This window comes from Kitasatospora sp. NBC_00039 (genome assembly GCF_045160625.1).
In the GTDB taxonomy this organism is placed as follows: Bacteria; Actinomycetota; Actinomycetes; order Streptomycetales; family Streptomycetaceae; genus Kitasatospora.
Map to the genome: position 1 here is coordinate 8,041,908 of NZ_CP108289.1, position 21,673 is coordinate 8,063,580.

Annotated in this window: 17 protein-coding genes; 13 read left to right on the forward strand and 4 right to left on the reverse strand. The window is 72.2% G+C overall.

From position 1 onward, the window contains the following. Positions 1-3: 3 nt before the first annotated feature. Positions 4-1,860: an asparagine synthase (glutamine-hydrolyzing) gene (gene asnB, locus OG286_RS35605; protein ID WP_396325722.1), complete on the reverse strand. Its 1,857-nt coding sequence runs from the start codon at positions 1,858-1,860 to the stop codon at positions 4-6. A 169-nt stretch (positions 1,861-2,029) separates the two neighbouring features. On the opposite strand from asnB, the gene OG286_RS35610 reads away from it, so the two are divergent. After that, a complete protein-coding gene (locus OG286_RS35610) occupies positions 2,030-3,091 on the forward strand; it encodes a methyltransferase (protein ID WP_396325723.1) in 1,062 nt (353 codons plus the stop codon). Between the two features lie 77 nt (positions 3,092-3,168). Then, positions 3,169-4,371, forward strand: coding sequence for a cytochrome P450 (locus OG286_RS35615; protein WP_396325724.1), 1,203 nt, complete (start codon positions 3,169-3,171; stop codon positions 4,369-4,371). A gap of 145 nt (positions 4,372-4,516) precedes the next feature. Here OG286_RS35615 and OG286_RS35620 read toward each other — a convergent pair whose 3' ends face one another. Further along, positions 4,517-4,963, reverse strand: a complete 447-nt coding sequence (locus OG286_RS35620; RefSeq protein ID WP_396325725.1) for a hypothetical protein — start codon at positions 4,961-4,963, stop codon at positions 4,517-4,519. Between the two features lie 133 nt (positions 4,964-5,096). On the opposite strand from OG286_RS35620, the gene OG286_RS35625 reads away from it, so the two are divergent. The 5 genes from OG286_RS35625 to OG286_RS35645 all read left to right on the forward strand — a co-directional run bounded on the left by OG286_RS35625 (position 5,097) and on the right by OG286_RS35645 (position 9,233). Beyond that, positions 5,097-5,714 carry a PadR family transcriptional regulator gene (locus OG286_RS35625; RefSeq protein ID WP_405358755.1) on the forward strand — a complete coding sequence of 206 codons (618 nt, stop codon included), beginning with the start codon at positions 5,097-5,099 and terminating at the stop codon, positions 5,712-5,714. Between the two features lie 101 nt (positions 5,715-5,815). Next, positions 5,816-6,499 (forward strand): TenA family protein, encoded by a 684-nt coding sequence (locus tag OG286_RS35630; RefSeq protein WP_396325727.1) that lies wholly within the window; start codon positions 5,816-5,818, stop codon positions 6,497-6,499. Beyond that, the gene (locus OG286_RS35635) at positions 6,496-7,716 is read left to right on the forward strand and encodes a cytochrome P450 (protein WP_396325728.1); all 1,221 of its coding nucleotides are present in this window, start codon (positions 6,496-6,498) and stop codon (positions 7,714-7,716) included. The genes OG286_RS35630 and OG286_RS35635 overlap by 4 nt, the downstream gene beginning before the upstream one ends. A gap of 39 nt (positions 7,717-7,755) precedes the next feature. Continuing rightward, positions 7,756-8,454 (forward strand): SDR family NAD(P)-dependent oxidoreductase, encoded by a 699-nt coding sequence (locus OG286_RS35640; protein WP_405358754.1) that lies wholly within the window; start codon positions 7,756-7,758, stop codon positions 8,452-8,454. A gap of 8 nt (positions 8,455-8,462) precedes the next feature. After that, on the forward strand, positions 8,463-9,233 hold the full coding sequence (locus OG286_RS35645) for an SDR family NAD(P)-dependent oxidoreductase (protein WP_405366017.1): 771 nt from the start codon (positions 8,463-8,465) through the stop codon (positions 9,231-9,233). A gap of 97 nt (positions 9,234-9,330) precedes the next feature. On the opposite strand, the gene OG286_RS35650 is transcribed toward OG286_RS35645, so the two are convergent. Continuing rightward, complete coding sequence (locus OG286_RS35650; protein ID WP_396325731.1) at positions 9,331-10,815, reverse strand: MFS transporter; 1,485 nt, start codon at positions 10,813-10,815, stop codon at positions 9,331-9,333. A gap of 212 nt (positions 10,816-11,027) precedes the next feature. On the opposite strand from OG286_RS35650, the gene OG286_RS35655 reads away from it, so the two are divergent. Beyond that, the gene (locus OG286_RS35655; protein ID WP_396325732.1) at positions 11,028-11,780 is read left to right on the forward strand and encodes an SDR family NAD(P)-dependent oxidoreductase; all 753 of its coding nucleotides are present in this window, start codon (positions 11,028-11,030) and stop codon (positions 11,778-11,780) included. A 140-nt stretch (positions 11,781-11,920) separates the two neighbouring features. Then, on the forward strand, positions 11,921-13,525 hold the full coding sequence (locus OG286_RS35660; protein WP_396325733.1) for a right-handed parallel beta-helix repeat-containing protein: 1,605 nt from the start codon (positions 11,921-11,923) through the stop codon (positions 13,523-13,525). A gap of 84 nt (positions 13,526-13,609) precedes the next feature. Here the strand turns inward: OG286_RS35660 and OG286_RS35665 are convergent, their stop codons facing one another. Then, the gene (locus OG286_RS35665) at positions 13,610-14,830 is read right to left on the reverse strand and encodes an FAD-dependent oxidoreductase (RefSeq protein WP_396325734.1); all 1,221 of its coding nucleotides are present in this window, start codon (positions 14,828-14,830) and stop codon (positions 13,610-13,612) included. Positions 14,831-15,009: 179 nt separating this feature from the next. On the opposite strand from OG286_RS35665, the gene metK reads away from it, so the two are divergent. The 4 genes from metK to metF all read left to right on the forward strand — a co-directional run bounded on the left by metK (position 15,010) and on the right by metF (position 21,666). Next, on the forward strand, positions 15,010-16,215 hold the full coding sequence (gene metK / locus OG286_RS35670) for a methionine adenosyltransferase (RefSeq protein WP_405358753.1): 1,206 nt from the start codon (positions 15,010-15,012) through the stop codon (positions 16,213-16,215). 62 nt (positions 16,216-16,277) lie between these two features. Beyond that, positions 16,278-17,222 carry a carbohydrate kinase family protein gene (locus OG286_RS35675; RefSeq protein ID WP_396325736.1) on the forward strand — a complete coding sequence of 315 codons (945 nt, stop codon included), beginning with the start codon at positions 16,278-16,280 and terminating at the stop codon, positions 17,220-17,222. Beyond that, positions 17,222-20,725, forward strand: a complete 3,504-nt coding sequence (gene metH / locus OG286_RS35680; protein ID WP_405358752.1) for a methionine synthase — start codon at positions 17,222-17,224, stop codon at positions 20,723-20,725. Before OG286_RS35675 ends, metH begins: the two co-directional genes overlap by 1 nt. A gap of 2 nt (positions 20,726-20,727) precedes the next feature. Next, positions 20,728-21,666 carry a methylenetetrahydrofolate reductase [NAD(P)H] gene (gene metF / locus OG286_RS35685; RefSeq protein WP_405358751.1) on the forward strand — a complete coding sequence of 313 codons (939 nt, stop codon included), beginning with the start codon at positions 20,728-20,730 and terminating at the stop codon, positions 21,664-21,666. Positions 21,667-21,673: the final 7 nt, after the last annotated feature.

Consider the following 21,673-nt stretch of genomic DNA (forward strand, 5'->3'; position numbering starts at 1 on the left):
CATTCAGAGCGCCAGCTCGATGTCGTAGTGCGTGAGCCAGGTGTTGAACTGCAGCGCCATCTCCAGGTGCATCCGGCTCGGCCAGTCGTGCGCCTCACCGGGCGCGGCCAGGGTGCGCCGCACCGCGTCGAGGTTGAGGTAGGGCAGGATCGGCGCGCTGTCGTCGGCGACCAGCGCGGCCAGTTCGGCGTGCAGCATCCGGGTGTACGCCGGGTCCTGGGTGACCGGCCACGGGCTCTTCTTGCGCTCCAGGACCGAGACGGGCAGCAGGTCGCGGGCGACGTCCCGCAGGAGGGACTTCTCCCGGCCGTCGTGGGTCTTGAGGCTCCACGGCGTGTTGTAGAGGTACTCGACCAGCCGGTGGTCGGCGTAGGGCACCCGCAGTTCCAGGCCGTTCGCCATGGAGAGCCGGTCGCCGCGGTCCAGCAGCATCGGCAGCCACCGGGTCAGGGTGAGGTAGCCGATGGTGCGCATCCGGTGTTCCTCGGGGCTCTCGCCGTCCTGGTGCGGGGCCTGTGCGGCCGCCTCGCGGTAGGTGTCGGCGTAGTGGCCGGCCATGTCCAGCTTGTCGAGGAAGCCGGTGCCGAAGAGGTCACGGCCCTGGCCGCCCCGGTTGCTGGGGTGCAGGCCCTCGTTGACCACCCACGGGAACGTGTCGGCGGCGATGCACTCGGGCTTGAACATCCAGTTGTAGCCGCCGAAGATCTCGTCGGCCACCTCGCCGACCAGCGCCACCGTGGAGTGCCGCTTGATCTCGCGCGAGGTGAGGTAGTTGGAGGTGTCCATGTCCCCGAGGGTGGAGGGGCCGTCCTGCGCCAGCACCACGTCGAGCCTGGTCCGGCGGTCCATCAGGGTCTTCGGGTCCAGCCGGATGTTGACGTGGTCGGAGTCGACGTGCCGGGCGACCTCGATCGCGTACGGCTCGTCCGGGGAGAAACGGACGTCGTCGCGTTGGAATCGCTCGACGTAGTCGTCGAAGGTGGTCACGAAGGTGCGGGTGCGCTCGCCGTCCCGGTCCCGGCGCAGGCCGGCCGCGATCGCGGTGACGGTGCTGGAGTCCAGGCCGCCGGAGAGCGCGGTGCACAGCGGCACGTCGGCGACCAGTTCGCGCGACACGATGTCGTGCAGCAGGTCGCGCACGGTGGCGACGGTGTCCTTCAGGCCGTCGGTGTGCGGGCGGGCGGTCAGCGTCCAGTAGGGGCGCAGCCGGGCGCCGCCGCGGCCGATCGTCAGGGTGTGGCCGGGGAGCAGCTCCCGCATGTCGCGGAAGACCGCCCGGCCGGGCTGCTTGGCGACCGAGAACAGCTCGCGCAGCCCGTCGCCGTCCACCACGGGGCGGATCTGCGGGTGCGCCAGCAGCGCCTTCGGTTCGGAACCGAACAGCACCCCCTGGGGCAGTTCGGCGTAGAAGAGCGGCTTGACGCCCAACCGGTCCCGGACCAGCACCAGTTCGTTCCGGCGTACGTCCCAGATGGCGAACGCGAAGATGCCCTCCAGCCGTTCGGCGAAGGAGGGCCCCCACTCCAGGTACGCCTGGAGGGCCACCTCGGTGTCGGAGCGGGTGCGGAACCGGCGGCCGCGGGCCGTCAGTTCGTCGCGCAGCTGCCGGAAGTTGTAGATCTCGCCGTTGTGGACGATCACGGCGGCCGTCCGGCCGTCCTCCTCGGCGGCCAGCGGCTGCGCGCCGCCGTCGAGGTCGATGACGGCCGTACGGGTGTGACCGAGGGCGGCGGCGCCGCCCAGCCAGAGGCCTTCGCCGTCGACACCACGGTTGGCCAGTGCCGCGGTCATCGCCCGTAGTACGGGCCGCCGCTGTGCGAGGTCCTGCCCGAAGTCCACCCAGCCGGTGATACCGCACACGGGCGTCTCCTTCCGTCGGTAGGGGTAGCCCCGGCAGCGTGCGGGGGGCGCTTCGAGAACCCCTCGACCGCCGGTGGACCCGTCCCGCGCTCGACCGCCGCGCGACGCCGCTTCGAGCGGGCGCCCCGACTCTGGGGCGGCCGGAGCGCCGACCGAGAGGTGTACGACGATGAACGTGCAGGGCAGCACACCCGAGACCCCGGGCATGGCCGGCTGGTTCGACCAGGGCCTGCCGCCGCGCCAGCAGGTACTCGGATTCATCTATGCGAAGTGGGCGATCGGCGCGCTGCGGGCGATCGTCGAGGTCGGGGTGCCGGACGCGCTGGCCGGCGGCCCGCGTACGGCGGCCGAGCTGAGCGCGGCCACCGGCACCGACGCCGACGCGCTGTACCGGGTCCTGCGGGCCGTTGCCGCAGCCGGTGTCCTGGACGAGGACCGGGAGGGCCGGTTCGCACTGCGGCCGGTGTCCGAGGGCCTGGTCTCGGACGCCGAGGGCGGTATCCGGGACATGTTCCTGTTCGCCTCGGACCCGATGCTCTGGCGCCCGTACGAGAACGTCGCGCACTCCCTGCGGACGGGCGAGGCCGCGTTCGTCGAGGCCTTCGGCTCGCCGTTCTACGAGTACACCCAGGCCAATCCGGACAAGGCCGCGGTGCTGGACCGGGCGATGCTGCAGAACCGCTACCCGGGCACCGAGCGGATCTTCGACGAGTTCGACTTCGGCCGGTTCCGCCGGATCGCCGACGTGGGCGGCGGCCGCGGGCACTTCCTGGTGGAGCTGCTCCGCCGTTTTCCCGGCACCACCGGGGTGCTGGCCGACCAGGCGCACACCGTCGCCGAGGCCAAGGAGGTGCTGGACGGCTCGGGGGTGGGGGACCGGATCACCGTGGCGCCGACCGACTTCTTCGTCGAGGTGCCGGCCGGCTGCGACGCCTACTTCATCAAGAACACCCTGCACAACTGGGACAACGCCAAGGCCGAGCTGATCCTGCGGTCCGTCCGTGCCGCGATCGGCGAGGGTGACGCCCGGCTGCTGATCGTGGAGAACCTGCTGCGCGGCCCGGGGGAGTGGGACGTGGGCAAGCTGATCGACGTCGAGTCGCTGGCCGTGCTCGGCGGCCGCGAGCGGGGTCTGGCGGAGTGGGACCGGATCGCCGGCGCGGCCGGGTTCGTGCGCGCCAACGAGCCGGTGCCCGGCGACGTGGCGCTGCTGGAGTACCGGCCGGTCTGACGGCGGGTCCGACCAGACGAGGCCCTTGAGACGCGTCCGGCCCCTTGAGCCGGCCGATTCGAGACACAGGTGTGCTGATGGAGAGACCACTTCCCGACCCGATGACCCTGCCGTCGCGGCGGGGGTGCCCGTTCGACCCGCCCGAGGAGTACGCGAGGTTGCGCGCCGAGCGGCCGGTGAGCCGGCTCCGGCTGCCCGGCGGCCGGGTCGGCTGGCTGGCCACCCGGTACGACGACGTCCGCGCCGCGCTCGCCGACCCGAGGACCAGTCCGCCACTGATCCAGGTCACGCCGGCCACCGAACTGCCGCTCCCCGAGGATGAACTGGACGTCCCGCCCGGGGTGTTCTCGGCGCTGGACCCGCCGGAGCAGAGCCGCTACCGGCGCCTGGTGAGCCGCTACTTCACCCGCAAGCGGTGCCGCGAGATCACCCCGGAACTGGAACGGATTATCGACGAGCAGCTGGACGCGATGATCGCGCACGGCGCGCCCGCCGACCTGGTCGAGTGGTTCGCCCAGCCCGTTCCGACCCGGGTGATCACCGGCATGCTGGGCATTCCGGAGCACCAGCGGCCGGACTACCAGCGGTGGATCCTCACCATGCTCTCGCTCGACGTCGCCGAGGATCCGCTGCGGGAGGCCCGGGACGGCCTCTACGGCGGGCTGGCCGACCTGGTCCGCGAGCGGCGGTCCGACCGTCGCGACGACATCCTGAGCGATCTGCTGCACGGTGACACCCCGCTCGAGGACGACGAGGTGGTGGGCATCGCGGCCCTGCTGCTGATCGCCGGGCTGGAGACGACGGCCAACATGCTCGGCCTCGGGGCGTTCGCGCTGCTGAGCCACCCGGAGCAGGCGGAGCTGCTGCGCAGTGACGAGTCCTTGCTGGACGGCGCGGTGGAGGAGTTGCTGCGCTACCTGACGATCGTCCAGTTCGGGCTGACCCGGACGGCGCGCGCCGACCTCGAGGTGGGGGGCCGGACCGTCCGGGCCGGCGAGACGCTGATCGTCTCGCTGGCCGCCGCCAACCGGGATCCGGAGCAGTACCCGGACCCAGACCGGCTGGACCTGACCCGGGCGCAGGCGCCGCACCTGGCGTTCGGCCACGGCGTCCACCAGTGCCTGGGCGCCCAGCTGGCGCGGGTGGAGATGAAGCTGGCGTTCCGCGCGCTGCTGCGCCGGCTGCCGGACCTGCGGCTCGCGGTGCCGGCCGACAAGGTCCGCACGGCCGGCGAGTCCAAGGTGTTCCACGGGGCGCACGAGCTTCCCGTCACCTGGTAGTACGCCGTTCCTCCGGCCGTTCCCTCCGGCCCTTCCCCAGGTAGTTCCGCAACGCCGTTCCGCCGTTCCCCAGGCAGTTCCACACGCCGATTCGAGGCCGGTCCGTGGCATCCCCTCCCGCCACGGGCCGGCCTTCGGCATGCCGTCAGACCGCGCGCGACGGGTCGTCGACGGTGGTGTGCCGGCCCTCGCGGCGGGCGGCCAGCGCGTCGTCCAGGTACTCCCGGGAGAGCATCGCCGAGACGATCGCGACGCCGCCGCGGTGGACCCGGATCTCGCTGTTGACGGCGGTGCCGTACAGGTGGATCCGGCGGCCGGTCTTGCCGGTCGGGCCCTGGGCGTCCTTGAGCCGGCCCTTGGCGGGCCAGGTCACGTCCCAGTGGTCGAGGGTGTCGCCGTCGGAGACCAGCAGCTTGACGGTGGTCCGGTGCAGGTCGAGGTGGAACTGGAGGTCGTCCGGGACGTCCGGGGAGCGGAGGTCGAGGACGATGCTGGCGTCGCGGCCGCGGACGTCGAAGCTGTCCGCGCCGGTCCAGTTGCCCAGCCGCTTGGTCACGGTGTGGTCGGCGAGGATGCGCTCGGTGGCGGTCATCTCGGTGGGTCCTTCCTGTCCGGGTGAGCTTCCGTGCTGACTTCTTCATAGTTGCAGTGAAACTAGTTCCGTGTCAACTGGTTCTGTGATGACTAGTTGCCGGGGGACGGTGGCGCGGCCGTACGATGCGCCCATGGCCGACACCGCACTCCGCAGCTCCCCGCTCGCCCTGACCGTCCTGTCGCTGCTGCACTACCAGCCGCTGCACCCCTACGGCATGCAGCGGCTGATCAAGCAGTGGGGCAAGGACCAGGTCGTCAACGTCAACCAGCGGGCCGGCATCTACCGGACCATCGAGCGGCTCCAGGCCGCCGGCCTGGTCGAGGTGCACGAGGTCGGCCGCGACCAGCAGTACGCGGAACGCACCCTCTACAAGGTCACCGAGGCCGGCCGGGAGACCACCCGGGCCTGGCTGCTCGAGATGCTCGGCACCCCCAAGCAGGAGTTCCCGCAGTTCCCCGTCGCGCTCTCGTTCGCGCTGATGCTCACCCCGGACGAGACCCGCGCCGTCCTGGAACGCCGCGTCCGGGCCGTGGCCCGCACCCTGGAGCAGCTGGAGGCCACCCTCGCCGAGGAGAGCGACGACGGGCTCGGCCGGGTCGTCCTGCTGGAGACCGACTACCAGCGCACCATGGCCGCCGCCGAACTCGCCTGGCTCACCGCCGTCGTCGAGGACATCGAGGCCGGCCGGCTCACCTGGTCCTGGGAGGAGCTCACCGCACTCGCCGGCCCCGCCGCCGACCTCGACTGACCCGCCGCGCACCACCCGCCGTCGAGGCGGGCCCCAGGCTCCTTCGAGCGCGTCTGCCTAGCGTCCCCACCCGAGGGCCGACGACGCCGAGAGGGAGAGCGATGCTGCACCGGGAACTCGCCGAGATCAGCGCACCGGCCCTGCGCCGGGTGCTGGACCATCCGTTCTGGACCGGCCTGCGGCGTGGCACCCTGCCCGCCGAGGCCCTGGCCCGCTTCGTCCGCCAGGACACCGGCCACCTGCTGCCCGCCTACGCCCGCGCACTCGCCCGCTGCGCCGCGTCCGCCCGGGACGACGCGGACACCGCGCTGCTCGCGCAGTCCGTCCTCGGCACCCTGGAGGCCCGGGACGGGCTGCGCGCCGCCTACGGCGCGCTCGCGGACGAGCTGCGGCTGCCCGCCCCGGGCGAGGACGGCCCCGCCGAACCCGCCGTGGCCGCGCACGCCGCCTTCTTCACCACCTCCGCCGCGCACTCCTTCCACGCGGGCCTCGGCGCCCTGCTGCCCATGGTCTGGTTCAACGCCGAGGTCTCCGACCATCTGCGCGACCACGCCGAGCCCGGCACCCGCTACCTGCCGTGGATCACCGCCTACCACCCCGGCGACTCCTACCGGTACGCCGTCCAGGCGTTCCGCGACCTCGCCGACCGCGCCGGCGCCGCCGCCACCCCGGCGCAGCGCCGCCTGCTCATCGACCACTTCGCCGAGGGCGTCGGGCACGAGATCGCGTTCGCCGACTGCTGCGCCGGCGTGCCGGCACGCCTCGCCGGAAAGGCAGCCCGATGACCGCCCAGGACCTCGACCTGATGGATCCGGCCTCCTTCGCCGACGGCGTCCCGCACGCGTACTTCCGCCGGCTGCGGCAGACCGAAGGCCTGGTCAAGGGCGTCGACACCGACGGCGAACCGCTCTGGCACGTGGTGCGCCACGGCGAGGTCGCCGCCGTCTCCAGGGACGCCAGGACCTTCTCCTCCAGCCCCACCACCATGACCTCGATCCGCAAGGTCGACCCCAGCCCGCCGATCATCACCTTCCTCGACAGCCCCGACCACACCAGGATCCGCAAACTCACCTTCAAGGCCTTCGCCCCCGCCCGGCTGGCCGCCCTGGAAGGGCCGGTCCGGGGCATCGTCGACAGCCTGCTCGCCGAGGCCCGCGAGCAGGGCACCTTCGACCTCGCCGAGACGATCGCACTGCGGCTGCCCTTCGAGGTGCTGCTCGAACTGCTGGACATCCCCCACCGGGACCGCGCCATGATGCTCGGCTGGGCCCGGCGCACGGTCAACCTCGGCGACGAGGGCGAGGGCGGCGGGGGCGAGGCGGACGGCGGCGGGGGCAACCCGTTCCAGCTGATCCACGAGTACCTGCTGGACTTCGCCCGCCACCGCGCCGCGCACCCCGCCGACGACTGCCTCTCGCTGCTGCTCGCGGCCCGGCTCCAGGGTGCCGACCGGCTCGGCCTGCCCGACCGGCTCACCGCCGACGAGGTCGGCCTCTTCGCCTCCACACTGATCACCGCGGGCATCGAGACCACCTACTGCTCCGTCACCGGCGCGGTCCTCGCCCTGCTGGAGGCACCCGGCGAACTCGCCAGGCTGCGCGCGGACCGGAGCCTGGTGCCGTCGGCCGCGAACGAGGTGCTGCGCTGGGTCACCCCGGTGACCCACTTCGCCCGCCGGGCCGTCACCGACACCGAGATCGCCGGACAGCCCGTCGCGGCCGGCGACGCGGTGGTGCTCTGGTACAGCTCCGCCAACCGCGACGAGACGGTCTTCGCCGACCCGGACCGCTTCGACGTCGGCCGCACCCCCAACCAGCACGTGAGCTTCGGCGGCGGCGGCCCGCACGTCTGCATCGGCAACGGCCTGGCGGCGATGGAGCTGCGCCAGTTCCTGGACGGCGTGGTCGACCTGCTGCCCCGCCTGGAACTCACCGCCGACCCCGTCCGGCCGGCGACCAACTTCATGAACAGCGTCAAGTACCTGCCGCTGCGCTTCCGCTGACCCGGCGGGGACTGGAGACCGTGACATGGACGTGAAGCCGTGACCGCCGGACCGGACGGCCCCGCGCGCCGCACCGCGCTGATCACCGGCGCCAACCGGGGCATCGGCCGGGCCGTCGCTGCCGAACTCCACCGGAGGGGCACCGACGTGGTGCTGACCGCCCGCTCCGCCGAGGACGCCCGCGCGGCCGCCGCCGAGCTGGGCACCCGTTGGCAGGCCCTGGACACCACCGACCCGGAGAGCGTCGAGCGCGCCGCCGCGGCGGCCGGGCCGGTCGACCTGCTGATCTGCAACGCCGGGGTGCTGCTGGACGCCCGCACCGACCCGCTGAGCGTCCCGCTGGACCTGGTCGAACAGACCCTGCGGGTCAACCTGCTGGGCACCTGGCGGGTGATCCAGGCGTTCGTCCCGGCGATGGTCCGCCGGGGCCGGGGCCAGGTGCTGGTGCTCTCCAGCGGCACGACCGCCGAGTTCGGCGGCCGGCTGTTCGCGGGCGCCCCCGGCTACTCGCTCTCCAAGAGCGCCCTCAACGGGCTGACCACGCTGCTGGCCGGCCACACCGAGGGCACCGGTGTGCGGGTCGACGCCGTCAACCCCGGGCGGGTCCGGACCCGGATGATGCCCGGTCAGCAGCAACTGCCCGAGGAGGCGGCCCGGTTCATCGCCGACCTGGCCGACCTCCCGGCCGGCGGCCCGAGCGGTCGCTTCTTCGCCGAACAACGCCGACCCACCTCGTAGGAGACCCCATGCGATTCGACCTGACCGGCCGCAAGGCCGTCGTCACCGGTGCCGGCAGCGGGATCGGGCTGGCCTGCGTCCGGGCCCTGGCAGCCGCCGGCGCCGACGTGCTAGGCGGCTCCCGGACCGTCGGTCCGGAGCTGCTCGACGCCACACCCCACACGCGTGCCGTGGACCTCGCCACCGAGGACGGCGGGCGGCGTCTGGTGAAGCACGCGCTCGCCGAGTTCGGCGGCATCGACATCCTGGTCAACAACGTCGGCGGCGGGGTGAAGCTGGCCGACGGCTTCCTCGACATCGACGACGACACCTGGCTCGAAGCGTTCGGGCTGAACGTCCTCACCGCCGTCCGGACCACCAGGGAGGCCCTGCCCAGCCTGGTCGAGCGCCGGGGGGCGGTGGTCAACATCGGCTCGGTGAACGCCACCCTGGCCGACCCGCGGCTCGGCCACTACTCGGCCGCCAAGGCCGCGCTCGCCAGCGTCGGCAAGTCGCTGGCCGCCGAGTTCACCCCGCGCGGCGTCCGGGTCAACACCATCTCGCCCGGCCCGGTGCGCACCAGGGTCTGGACCAACCCGGCGACGGCCGAGAAGGCCGGGCTCACCCCGGAGCAGTTCATCGAGGCGGTGCCCAGGATGACCGGGCTGGCCACCGGCCGGATCATCGAGCCGGAGGAGGTCGCCACCCTGGTGGTGCTGTTCGCCTCCGGCGCGGTCCCCAGCATCACCGGCGCCGACTACACCATCGACGGCGGGATGAGCCGCCCCGCGCTGCGCTGACCCTCCGCGCTGCGCCGGCCGCCCCGCGCTGCGCCGACCGCGCGGCCGCCGGCGGCCGGGCCCAGGTCCTCCCCACGGAGGGCCCGGGCCCGGCCCGTTACGCCGGCACCTCGGGCTGGGCCTCGAGCCCCGCCCGCGGCGCCCGCAGCGTCCGTCCGCGCATCAGGAAGGCCGCCGCCCCGGCCGCCACCAGCAGGCCGGCGGCGAGCCAGAACGTCACCCGCAGCGCGTCGTCGGCACTGGCCGGGTCCTCCGTCAGGTAGCTGAAGAAGACCGTGCCCAGCAGCGCGTACCCGATGCTGTTGCCCAACTGCTGCACCGAGTTGAGCAGTCCGGACGCGGCACCGGTCTCCGGCACCGCGACCATGGTGAGCGCCAGGTTGTAGTACGGGGTCAGGACCCCGCCCATGCCGAGCCCGAGCAGCACCAGCGGAACCGCCAGCTGCCAGCCGGAGACGTCCGGCCCGGCCGACACCACGGCGATCACCCCGACCGCTCCGACGGCCAGCAGCGCCAGCCCGCCCAGGAGCGTGCGCAGGCCGTCCCAGCGGCGTGCCAGCACCGTGCCGGCCAGCGCCGAGCCGACCGCCGAAGCGAGCGTCCACGGCACCATCGCCAGTCCGGCGCCCAGCGACGAGAAGCCGTGCGCGGTCTGCAGCTGGACCAGCAGGGCGAACATCATGCCGCTGAGCGCCATGTAGTAGAACATCCCGACCACCAGGGCGGCGACGAACCGCCCGTTGCGCACCAGGGCCGGCTCGATCAGCGGGACCCGCCCGGCCCGGGCCCGCCGGAGCTGGTGCAGCCCGAGCAGGGCCAGGACCGGCAGCGCGGACGCCATGCTGACGAAGCACCAGGCGGGCCACGACTCGCCGCGGCCCTGCATCAGCGGGTAGGCCACCAGCACCATCGCCCCGGCGGCCAGCACCGTGCCGACGCCGTCCAGCCGGCGCAGCCCGGCCCGTTCGACGGGCTGCCCGGCGGGGACGTACCGCAGGGTGCCGACGGTCGCGAGGACGCCGAGCGGCACGTTGATGAAGAAGACCGTGCGCCAGCCGAGACCGAAGAGGTCCCCGGTGGCCAGGGCGCCCCCGAGCACCGGCGCGACGATCGCGGCGATACCCACGACCGGGCCCATCATGCCGATGGCCTTGGGCAGTTCACGGCCGGGGAAGAGGTCGCGCATGATGCCGAGCCCCTGCGGGACCATCACCGCGGCGAAGCCTCCCTGGAGGATCCGGGCGGTGATGATCATCTGCGGGTTGACCGAGAAGGCGGCCAGCAGCGAGGCGAGGGTGAAGCCGACGGTGCCGACCAGCAGCATCCGTCTGCGGCCGAGGACGTCCCCGAGCCGCCCGCCGGTGATCAGCAGGGAGGCGAAGGCGAGGGTGTAGCCGGCGGCCATCCACTGGAGGTCCGCGTAACTGCCGTGCAGTCCGGTGCGGATCGACGGCGCGACGGTGTTCACCATCATGCCGTCGAGCAGGTCCATGCAGTGGGTGGTGAGAATCGCCGCCAGGGCGAACCAGCGGAGCCGGTCCGGGGCGGGCGCGGTGGTCAGGGGCGGTGCGGAGGTGGCCATCGTGGTGCCTTTCGACGAGGAACGGCCGGACGGCGCGAACAGTGCGCCCGACCGCTCCAGAAGCACTCGAGGAACCCACGAGGGGGAGTACGGCCGGCGACCCGCTCGAGTCGCGCTCCACCGTGTCCCGAGCGGTGTTCGAGCGCCCTTGCCGAGGGTGGGGTGCCGGCGGGGCTGTGGGGCCACGCCGCCAGAGCACGAGGGGACATGTCATGGATCTGGGGTTGGCGGACAAGCGGGTGCTGGTCACCGGTGCCACCAGGGGGATAGGCCGGGCAACGGCGAAGGCGTTCGCCGCGGAGGGGGCGCGGGTCGCGGTCACCTACCTGAAGTCCAAGGAGGCCGCCGACAAGCTGGTCGAGGAACTCGGCGGCGCCGACCGGGCGTCCGCCCACCGTTACGACCTGGCCGACCCGCAGTCGATCGCGGAGACGGTCGCCGCCGTCGAGGAGGCCTGGGGCGGGGTCGACGTCCTGGTCGCCAACGCCCAGACCTGGGTGTGGATGAATCCCGAGGACATGGTGCCCTACCAGGAGTTCCCGATGGACTTCTGGCTCGGCCGGTACCGGGAGAACGTCGAGGGCCACCTGTGGACGGTCCGCCAGGCACTCGGCGGGATGCGCGAACGCGGCTTCGGCCGGATCGTGCTGCTCTCCTCCGTCACCGCGATGCACGGCAATCCGGGCTCGGAGATCTACAGCGCGGCCAAGGCCTCCCTGCACGGCTTCGTGCGCGGCCTGATGTGGACCGGTGACGGCGTACTCGCCAACGTGGTGGCGCCCGGCGGCACCATCACCGAGAGCCTCGAGGCGGTCGACCCGGCGCTGCTGGAGAAGGCCGTCGCCGAGACCCCGAGCGGCCGGCTGAGCACCGCCGACGAGGTCGCCCGGCTGATCGTCTTCCTCGGCTCGGCGGCCAACGGGAACACCAGCGGACAGGTCATCCACCCCGCGGGCGGCCGCTGACGGCCGGCCCCACCCGCGCCCGACGCGCGCTCGAGCGCCGCCCGAGCGCGCGTCGGGCGGTCCCTCACATCCTCGCAGGCAGCGCCGCCGGCCGGAAAACCGCCGGCGGTCCCGCGTTTTCCCGATCGGAAGGAACAGTCATGAGCATCCGCAACCCGCTGGCCGGAGACCGGACCGGCGTCCGGCGCGGCCGGCCGCCAGGGCGCCCCGGCTTCCTCGGTGGCACCCTCAGAGCGGTCGTGGGTCTGGCCCTCGCGGCCGCCCCCGCCGCCGTCGCCGCGCCGGCCGCTCACGCCGACACCACCGGCCACCAGTACTACGTCGACTGTGCGGCGGGCAACGACGCGGCCGCGGGCACCACCGCCACCGCCGCCTGGCACAGCCTCGCCAAGGTCGACGGCGTCACCTTCCGGCCCGGTGACTCGATCCTGCTGCGCAGCGGCACCACCTGTGCCGGGCAACTGGCCCCGCTCGGCTCCGGCACCGCGGACCGGCCGGTCACCATCGGTTCGTACGGCGGTACCGCCCGCGCCGCGATCACCGGCGGCGGCGCCCGCGCCGCGGTCTTCCTGCAGAACAGCCAGGGCTGGGAGATACGCAACCTCGACGTCTCCAACAAGGCCGCCCAGGACGGTACCGTCCGCACCGGCATCTACGTGCTGCTGACCGACTACGGCACCGGCAGCCACTACGTCGTCGAGAACGTCAACGTCCACGACGTGACCAGCGTCGACAGCACCGGACCGATCGACGAGGCCAGCGGCGGCATCGTCTTCAAGGCGGCCGGCTCGACCACGCCCACCACCTTCGACGGCATCCGGGTCGCGAACAGCACCGTCACCACCACCGAGGGCTACGGCATCGCCACCGTCTCCCAGTGGTCCAAGCGGGACCTCTTCCCGACCGGCACCAACCACTTCGTGCCGATGACCAACGTCCGGGTCACCGGCAACCGCCTGGCCGACATGGGCGGGGACGGCATAGTGGTCCAGAACGCCGTCTCCCCGCTGATCGACCACAACGTCGTCGACGGGTTCGGCCTGCGGGCCACGGCCTACCACTCCGGCGTCTGGGTGTGGAACGCGGACCACTCCGTGATGGAGTACAACGACGTCTCGCACGGCGCCAGCTCGCCGCCGATGATGGCCTTCGACGCGGACGGCTCGAACCAGGACGTCGTCTACCAGTACAACTACAGCCACGACAACGGCGGCGGCTTCCTCGCCTTCTGCACCGCCCCGGGCCAGTTCAGCGACGGCGTGACCGTCCGCTACAACATCAGCCAGAACGACCACGACGCCGTCTACAACGGCGCCGTCTTCCCGGTGGTCTTCAACGGCTGCGGCGTCACCATGACCAACCTCTCCTTCTACAACAACGTGGTGTACTCCTCCGTCGCCAAGGCGCTGATCGGCAACTACGGCCAGTCCGTGGTCTCCTACCGCAACAACATCTTCTACGGCCGGCCGGGCGGTTCGACCATCACCGACCCGGTGAGCACCTTCGACCACAACCTGTACTTCAACATCGACCAGGTCCCCGCCGGCGACCTCCACGCGGTCAAGGCCGACCCGCTGTTCACCGCGCCCGGCACCGACTGGACCGGCTACCGGCTGAAGTGCGGGTCCCCGGCCATCCGCGCGGGTGTCCGGGTCGCCCTCACCGGCGGACAGGACTGCGGCGGCGCCCCGGTGCCCTCCGACGCCGCGCCGAACATCGGCGCCTACGAGGGCGCGGTGTCCTGACCGGGAGCGACCGGCGGGCCGGACAGAACGGGAGGGGTGGGCCGGACGATCCGGCCCACCCCTCCCGCGTCGTCCGGCCCCGGATCAGCCCGCGGCCTTCTTGATCGACCAGTCGGCGATCCTCAGCGACATCTCGACCCCCTCCGTGGCGTACTCGATCATCGCCTTCTGGTACTCCGCCACCGCGTCCGCCAGCTCCCGCCGGCCCGCCGCCACCTCGGCCAGCAGCCCGCCGAGCGCCTGCGCGTCCCGTAGCGCCGTGTTCGCCCCGACGCCCCCGGACGGCGGCATCGCGTGCACCGCGTCGCCCAACGGGACCACCGGGCCGGTCTCCCACGCCTCCACCGGGCGGGTGGCGCGCAGCGCGACGGCGAACGTCGTCTCCGGCTGGGCGAAGCCGAAGATCCCGCGGAGGTCCGGGTGCCAGGCCCGGGTGCGCTCGACCACCAGCGCGCACAGCTCCTCGCCGTCCAGCGCGAAGAAGTCCTCCTCCGACAGGCCGAGGTCCTGCTGGTGCACGTTGAACACGGACATGTAGTAGTCCTCGCCGTCCGCCAGCTCCGCCTCGGGCGCCAGCCTCGCGGCGGCGGCCGAGGGGCGCTCGCGGAACAGCATCGGCATCAGGCCGAGGTGATGGCCGTCGGTGCCGATCACATAGGAGAACCGGTCCTGAAGCGCCGCCGGGAGGCCGGCCGCGATCGCCGCGTCCCGGGGGATCCGGGAGAACACCGTCCGGATGCCGAGGTCCTGGGGAGCGTCCCCCGGCCGCAGCTGCGCCCGGACCCGGGAGTTGGTGCCGTCGGCCGCCACCAGCACGTCGCCGGTGGCCTCGGTGCCGTCCGCGAAGTAGGCCGTCACCCGGCCGTCGGGCGTCCGCGCGAGCCGCTCGAAGTTCTTGCCGAAGTGGACGGTGTCCGCCAGGCCGGCCAGCAGGATCCGGCGCAGGGTCACCCGGTCCACGGCGTCGATCTTGTCGGCCCGGTCCGCCCGCGGATCCTCGAACTTCGGCGCCCACTGCTCCGTCAGCTGCTCGTCGTAGGCGGCCAGCCCGGCATCGTCCCGGGTGTTGGCCGTCGCCGCCACCAGCTCCGTGAGCCGGGCCGGCAGGCAGGCCCGCAGCGCGGCCTCGCCCTCCGGGCTGATCCGCAGCCGGTAGCCCTGCCGGCGGCCGTCCGCCGACTCGTCGCGCTCGTACACCCGGACGTCCACCCCGGCCTGCCGCAGCCGTTGCGCCAGGCTGAGACCGCCGATCCCACCGCCGATCACCAGCACCCGGAAGGCCGGCCGGCCCGTCGTCGTCGCCATGGACACCTCTCCTCACCGCCGTGTACGGGACACCCGCACGATGCGCCGCACCGCTCAGGTCCGGCTCGAGGCCCCTGCCCGTGGCGGCCCTTCCAGCCGGGCTCGAGCCGAGCTGAAGAACGCCCTCCCAGGCTGTGCGGGCCCCGCCAGCCCATGGCAGCCGACCCTTCGGAGGAAGCGTGTCCCGCCGTCTCTTCACCTCGGAGTCCGTGACCGAGGGCCACCCCGACAAGATCGCGGACCGGATCAGCGACACCATCCTCGACGCCCTCCTACGGGAGGACCCGACGTCCCGGGTCGCCGTCGAGACGCTGGTCACCACCGGTCAGGTGCACATCGCCGGTGAGGTCACCACCAGCGCCTACGCCGACATCGCCGCCCTGGTCCGGGAGGCCGTCCTGGAGATCGGCTACGACTCCTCGGCCAAGGGCTTCGACGGCGCCTCCTGCGGCGTCTCGGTCTCCATCGGCTCCCAGTCGCCCGACATCGCGCAGGGCGTGGACAGCGCCTACGAGACCCGCGTCGAGGGGGCCGGTCAGGAGGAGGCCGACGAGCTCGACCGACAGGGCGCCGGCGACCAGGGCCTGATGTTCGGCTACGCCTGCGACGACACACCGGAGCTGCTGCCGCTGCCGATCTCGCTGGCCCACCGGCTCGCCCAGCGCCTCACCCAGGTCCGCAAGGACGGCACCGTCCCCTACCTGCGCCCCGACGGCAAGACCCAGGTGACCATCGAGTACGACGGCGACCGCGCCGTCCGCCTCGACACCGTGGTGGTCTCCACCCAGCACGCCGCCGACATCGACCTCGACTCGCTGCTCGCCCCCGACATCCGCGAGTTCGTCGTCGAACCGGTGCTGGCCGGTCTGGCCCTGGACACCAGCGACTACCGGCTGCTGGTCAACCCCACCGGGCGGTTCGAGACCGGCGGCCCGATGGGCGACGCCGGCCTGACCGGCCGCAAGATCATCGTCGACACCTACGGCGGCATGGCCCGTCACGGCGGTGGCGCCTTCTCGGGCAAGGACCCGTCCAAGGTGGACCGCTCGGCCGCGTACGCGATGCGCTGGGTGGCGAAGAACATCGTCGCCGCCGGCCTCGCCCGCCGCGCCGAGGTGCAGGTCGCGTACGCGATCGGCAAGGCCGAGCCGGTCGGTCTGTTCGTGGAGACCTTCGGCACCGAGACCGTTGCGGTGGCCAGGATCCAGGACGCCGTCAGCGAGGTCTTCGACCTGCGACCGGCCGCGATCATCCGCGACCTCGACCTGCTGCGGCCCATCTACGCCCAGACCGCCGCGTACGGCCACTTCGGCCGGGAACTGCCCGACTTCACCTGGGAGCGCGCCGACCGGGTGGAGAAGCTGCGGGCCGTCGCCCTGGCCTGATCCCCGCCGAACCGAGCCCCGCCGAACCCGTCGCCCCACCGTTGCCCCGAGGAGGCACCGCCGTGCGTATCGCTGTCAGCGGTTCGATCGCCACCGACCATCTGATGGTCTACCCAGGGCGGTTCGCGGACCAGTTGATCGAGGGCCAGCTGTCCAAGGTGTCGCTCTCCTTCCTCGCCGACGACCTCGAGGTCCGGCGCGGCGGGGTCGCGGCCAACATCGCCTTCGGGCTGGGAAGCCTGGGCCTGCGTCCCGTCCTGGTCGGCGCGGCCGGTGCCGACTTCGCCGAGTACGGCGCCTGGTTGCAGGCCGCCGGCGTCGACACCGAGTCCGTGCTGATCAGCCGGACCAGGCACACCGCGCGATTCGTCTGCACCACCGACGCCGACCAGAACCAGATCGCCACGTTCTACGCGGGGGCGATGAGCGAGGCTCGTGAGATCCGCCTCGCCCCCGTCGTGGACCGCGCCGGCGGGCTCGACCTCGTCGTCATCGCCCCCGACGACCCCGAGGCGATGATCCGCCGCACCGAGGAGTGCCGCACCCTCGGCCTCTCCTTCGCGGCCGATCCGTCCCAGCAACTCGCCCGCCTCGACCGGGCCGCGGTCCGCCACCTCGTCCAGGGCGCGGACCTGCTGTTCACCAACGAGTACGAGGCCGCACTGCTCCAGCAGACCGCGGGCTGGACGGAGCGGCAGATCCTCGAGGAGGTCGGCACCTGGATCACCACACTCGGTGCCGACGGCGTCCGCATCCTCCGGAGCGACGCGGCACCGCTGCTCGTCCCCGCCGTGCCCACCGACCACGTCGCCGACCCCACCGGTGTCGGCGACGCCTTCCGGGCCGGATTCCTGGCCGGCCTCGCCCGCCGGTGGCCGATGCCCCGCGCGGCCCGCCTCGGCTGCGCCCTCGCCACCGAGGTGTTGCAGACGGTCGGCACCCAGGAGTACCGCATCTCGGCCGCGGAGCTGATCGGCCGCACCGACGACACCCCGGTCGGCGCCTGATGACGCCGCGGAACGGAACGGCACAGCAGCAGAGCCGCGCGGATGCGTTGCGTGAGGCCCTCGCCACCCGTGTGGTGGTGGCCGACGGTGCGATGGGCACCATGCTCCAGGCGCAGGACCCGTCGTTGGAGGACTTCCAGGACCTGGAGGGCTGCAACGAGGTCCTCAATGTGACGCGGCCCGACATCGTGCGTTCGGTCCATGACGCGTATTTCGCGGTGGGTGTGGACTGTGTGGAGACCAATACGTTCGGGGCGAACTTCTCGGCGCTGGGGGAGTACGACATCTCGGAGCGGGTTTTCGAGTTGTCCGAGTCGGGTGCGCGGATCGCGCGGGAGGCGGCGGACGCGTTTGCCGTGGACGGCCGCACGCGGTGGGTGCTCGGCTCGATCGGCCCCGGCACCAAGCTGCCCACCCTCGGCCACGCCCCGTACGAGGTGTTGCGGGACGGCTTCCGGCAGAACGCGGCCGGCTTGGTCGCCGGCGGCGCGGATGCGCTGCTGGTGGAGACGAGTCAGGACCTGTTGCAGACCAAGGCGGCCATCCTGGGTTGCAAGCGGGCGTTGGCGGAGGCGGGCCTGGATCTGCCGGTGCTGGTGCAGGTGACGGTGGAGACGACCGGCACGATGCTGCTGGGGTCGGAGATCGGCGCGGCGCTGGCGGCGTTGGAGCCGCTGGGTGTGGACTTCATCGGCCTGAACTGTGCGACCGGGCCGGCGGAGATGAGTGAGCACCTGCGCTACCTGGCCAAGAACGCGAAGATCGGCCTGTCCTGCATGCCGAATGCGGGCCTGCCGGTGCTGGGCAGGGACGGCGCCCACTACCCGCTCTCCCCGTCCGAGCTGGCGGACGCCCATGACGTGTTCACCCGCGAGTACGGCCTGTCGTTGGTGGGCGGCTGCTGTGGGACGACGCCCGAGCACCTGCGCCAGGTGGTGGAGCGGGTGCAGGGCCGCCCGGTCGCCGGCCGTGATCCGCGCCCGGAGCCCTCGGCCGCCTCGCTGTACCAGGCGGTGCCGTTTCGTCAGGACACCTCGTACCTGGCGATCGGTGAGCGGACCAACGCCAACGGGTCGAAGAAGTTCCGCGAGTCGATGCTGGCCGGGGACTGGCAGGCGTGTGTGGAGATCGCCCGCGAGCAGATCCGGGACGGCTCCCACCTGCTGGACCTCTGCGTTGACTACGTCGGCCGCGACGGTGTCGCTGACATGAAGGAGATCGCCGGCCGCCTCGCGACTGCGTCGACGCTGCCGATCGTGCTGGATTCCACGGAGCCGGAGGTGTTGCGGGCGGGTCTGGAGGCGCTCGGTGGCCGTGCCGTGCTGAACTCGGTCAATTACGAGGACGGTGACGGCCCGGACACCCGGTTCGGGCGGATCGCGTCGCTGGCGCGTGAGCACGGCGCCGGCCTGATCGCGCTGACCATCGACGAGGGCGGGCAGGCCCGTACCGCCGAGACCAAGGTGGCCATCGCCGAGCGGCTGATCGGGCAGCTCACCACCGAGTACGGCATCGACGAGGGCTCGATCCTGGTGGACTGCCTGGCGTTCACCCTGGGCACGGGCCAGGAGGAGTCCCGCCGGGACGGCATCGAGACCATTGAGGCGATCCGTGAGCTCAAGCGTCGTCATCCGGGCGTGCAGACCACCCTGGGCCTGTCCAACATCTCGTTCGGGTTGAGTCCGGCGGCGCGTGTGGTGATCAACTCGGTGTTCCTGAACGAGTGTGTGGAGGCCGGGTTGGACTCGGCGATCGTGCACGGGTCGAAGATCCTGCCGATGGCGCGGATTCCGGAGGAGCAGCGTGAGGTGGCGCTCGATCTGGTCTACGACCGCCGAAGCGAGGGCTACGACCCGTTGCAGAAGCTGCTGCAGCTGTTCGAGGGTGTCTCCTCGGCGTCGGTCAAGGCGTCCAAGGCGGAGGAGCTGGCCGCGCTGCCGCTGGAGGAGCGCCTGCAGCGCCGGATCATCGACGGTGAGCGGGGTGGTTTGGAGGCCGACCTGGACGAGGCGCTGACGGAGCGTGCGGCGCTGGAGATCGTCAACGGCACGCTGCTGGCCGGGATGAAGGTGGTCGGCGAGCTGTTCGGCTCCGGCCGGATGCAGTTGCCGTTCGTGCTCCAGTCCGCGGAGGTGATGAAGACCGCGGTGGCGTATCTGGAGCCGCACATGGAGAAGTCCGACGACGAGGGGAAGGGCACGATCGTGCTGGCCACGGTCAAGGGCGACGTCCATGACATCGGCAAGAACCTGGTCGACATCATCTTGTCCAACAACGGCTACACCGTGGTGAATCTGGGCATCAAGCAGCCGGTTTCGGCGATCCTGGATGCCGCGCAGGAGCACAGGGCGGACGTGATCGGCATGTCGGGTCTGCTGGTGAAGTCCACTGTGATCATGAAGGAGAACCTGGAGGAGCTGAACCAGCGCAAGCTGGCGGCCGACTTCCCGGTGATCCTGGGTGGGGCGGCTCTGACCCGGGCCTATGTCGAGCAGGACCTCCACGAGATCTACGGGGGCGAGGTCCGCTATGCGCGGGACGCGTTCGAGGGGCTGCGGTTGATGGACGCGTTGATCGCGGTCAAGCGTGGCGTGCCGGGGGCGGTGCTGCCGGAGCTGAAGCAGCGCCGGCACGCCCGGGTGGAGGTGACGGAGGCGGAGGAGGTCAGCCTCGGGCAGGTCCGCTCGGACGTGGCGGTGGACAACACCGTGCCCGCCCCGCCGTTCTGGGGCGACCGGATCGTCAAGGGCGTGCCGTTCGCGGACTATGCCTCCTGGCTGGACGAGGACGCGTTGTTCAAGGGCCAGTGGGGCCTCAAGGCGGCTCGCGGCGGCGAGGGGCCCTCGTACGAGGAGCTGGTGGAGACCGAGGGCCGGCCGCGGCTGCGGATGTGGCTGGACCGGCTGCAGACCGAGGGCTGGCTGGAGGCGGCCGTGGTCTACGGCTACTACCCGGCCAACTCCAAGGGCGACGACCTGATCGTCTTCCACGAGGACGGCTCCGAGCGGACCCGCTTCACCTTCCCGCGCCAGCGGCGCGGGCGGCGGTTGTGCCTGGCGGACTTCTTCCGTCCGGAGGAGTCGGGCGTCAAGGACGTGGTCGGTCTCCAGGTGGTCACCATGGGCAACCGGATCTCCGAGGCCGCGAACGAGCTGTTCGCGAACAACTCCTACCGCGACTACCTGGAGCTGCACGGCCTGTCGGTGCAGCTGGCGGAGGCGCTGGCGGAGTTCTGGCACGCCCGGGTCCGTTACGAGCTGGGCTTCGGCGACGAGGACCCGCAGGACGTGCGGGACATGTTCGCGCTCAAGTACCGGGGGGCCCGGTTCTCGCTGGGGTACGGGGCCTGCCCGGAGCTGGAGGACCGCGCCAAGATCGCGGAGCTGCTGCGGCCCGAGCGGATCGGTGTGGTGCTCTCCGAGGAGTTCCAGCTCCACCCCGAACAGTCCACCGACGCCATCGTCATCCACCACCCCGAAGCCACCTACTTCAACGCGAGGTGACCATGGCCGGCGACCACGTATCCGACGGTACGGCGACCGACCGGCGCGGCATCGCGGAGTTGCTGGCGGCGGGCGGACGCAGCTACTCGTTCGAGGTCTTCCCGCCCAAGGCGGCCGCGGGCGAGCGGGCGCTCTGGGAGACGATCCGCCGGGTCGAGGCGGCGGCCCCGGCCTTCGTCTCCGTCACCTACGGCGCGGGTGGCTCCTCCCGGACCAGGACGACCGATCTGACCGAGCGCATCCGCAACCAGACCACGCTCCGCCCCGTCGCCCATCTGACCGCCGTCGGCCACTCGGTGGCCGAACTGCGCCGGATCATCGGCCGGTACGCCGACGCGGGGATCCGCGATGTGCTTGCGCTGCGCGGTGATCCGCCCGGCGATCCGCAGGGGGAGTGGGTCGCGCACCCGGACGGTCTGCGCCACGCGGCCGAACTGGTCGAGCTGTTGAAGGCGTCCGGGGGGTTCACCGTCGGCGTCGCGGCCTTCCCGGAGCGGCATCCGCGCTCGTCGGACTGGGAGAGCGACATCCGGCACTTCGTCGCCAAGTGCCGTGCCGGCGCGGACTTCGCGATCACCCAGATGTTCTTCCGGGTCGAGGACTATCTGCGGCTGCGCGACCGGGTCGCGGCCGCCGGCTGCGACGTCCCGATCATCCCCGAGATCATGCCGACCACCTCCTTCGACCAGATCCGCCGGTTCGCGCTGCTGAGCAATGCGGCCTTCCCGCCGGAACTGGCCCGGCAGTTGGAGGCGGCGAGCGGTGACCGTGCCGCCGGCTACCGGATCGGGGTCGACCACGCCACCGCGATGGGCGAGCGGCTGCTCACGGAGGGCGCGCCCGGCCTGCACTACATCACGCTGAACAGCTCGACCGCCTCCGTGGAGATCCACCGGAACCTCGGTCTGCACCGGGCCGCGCCCGCGCTGACCACCGTCTGAACATCCC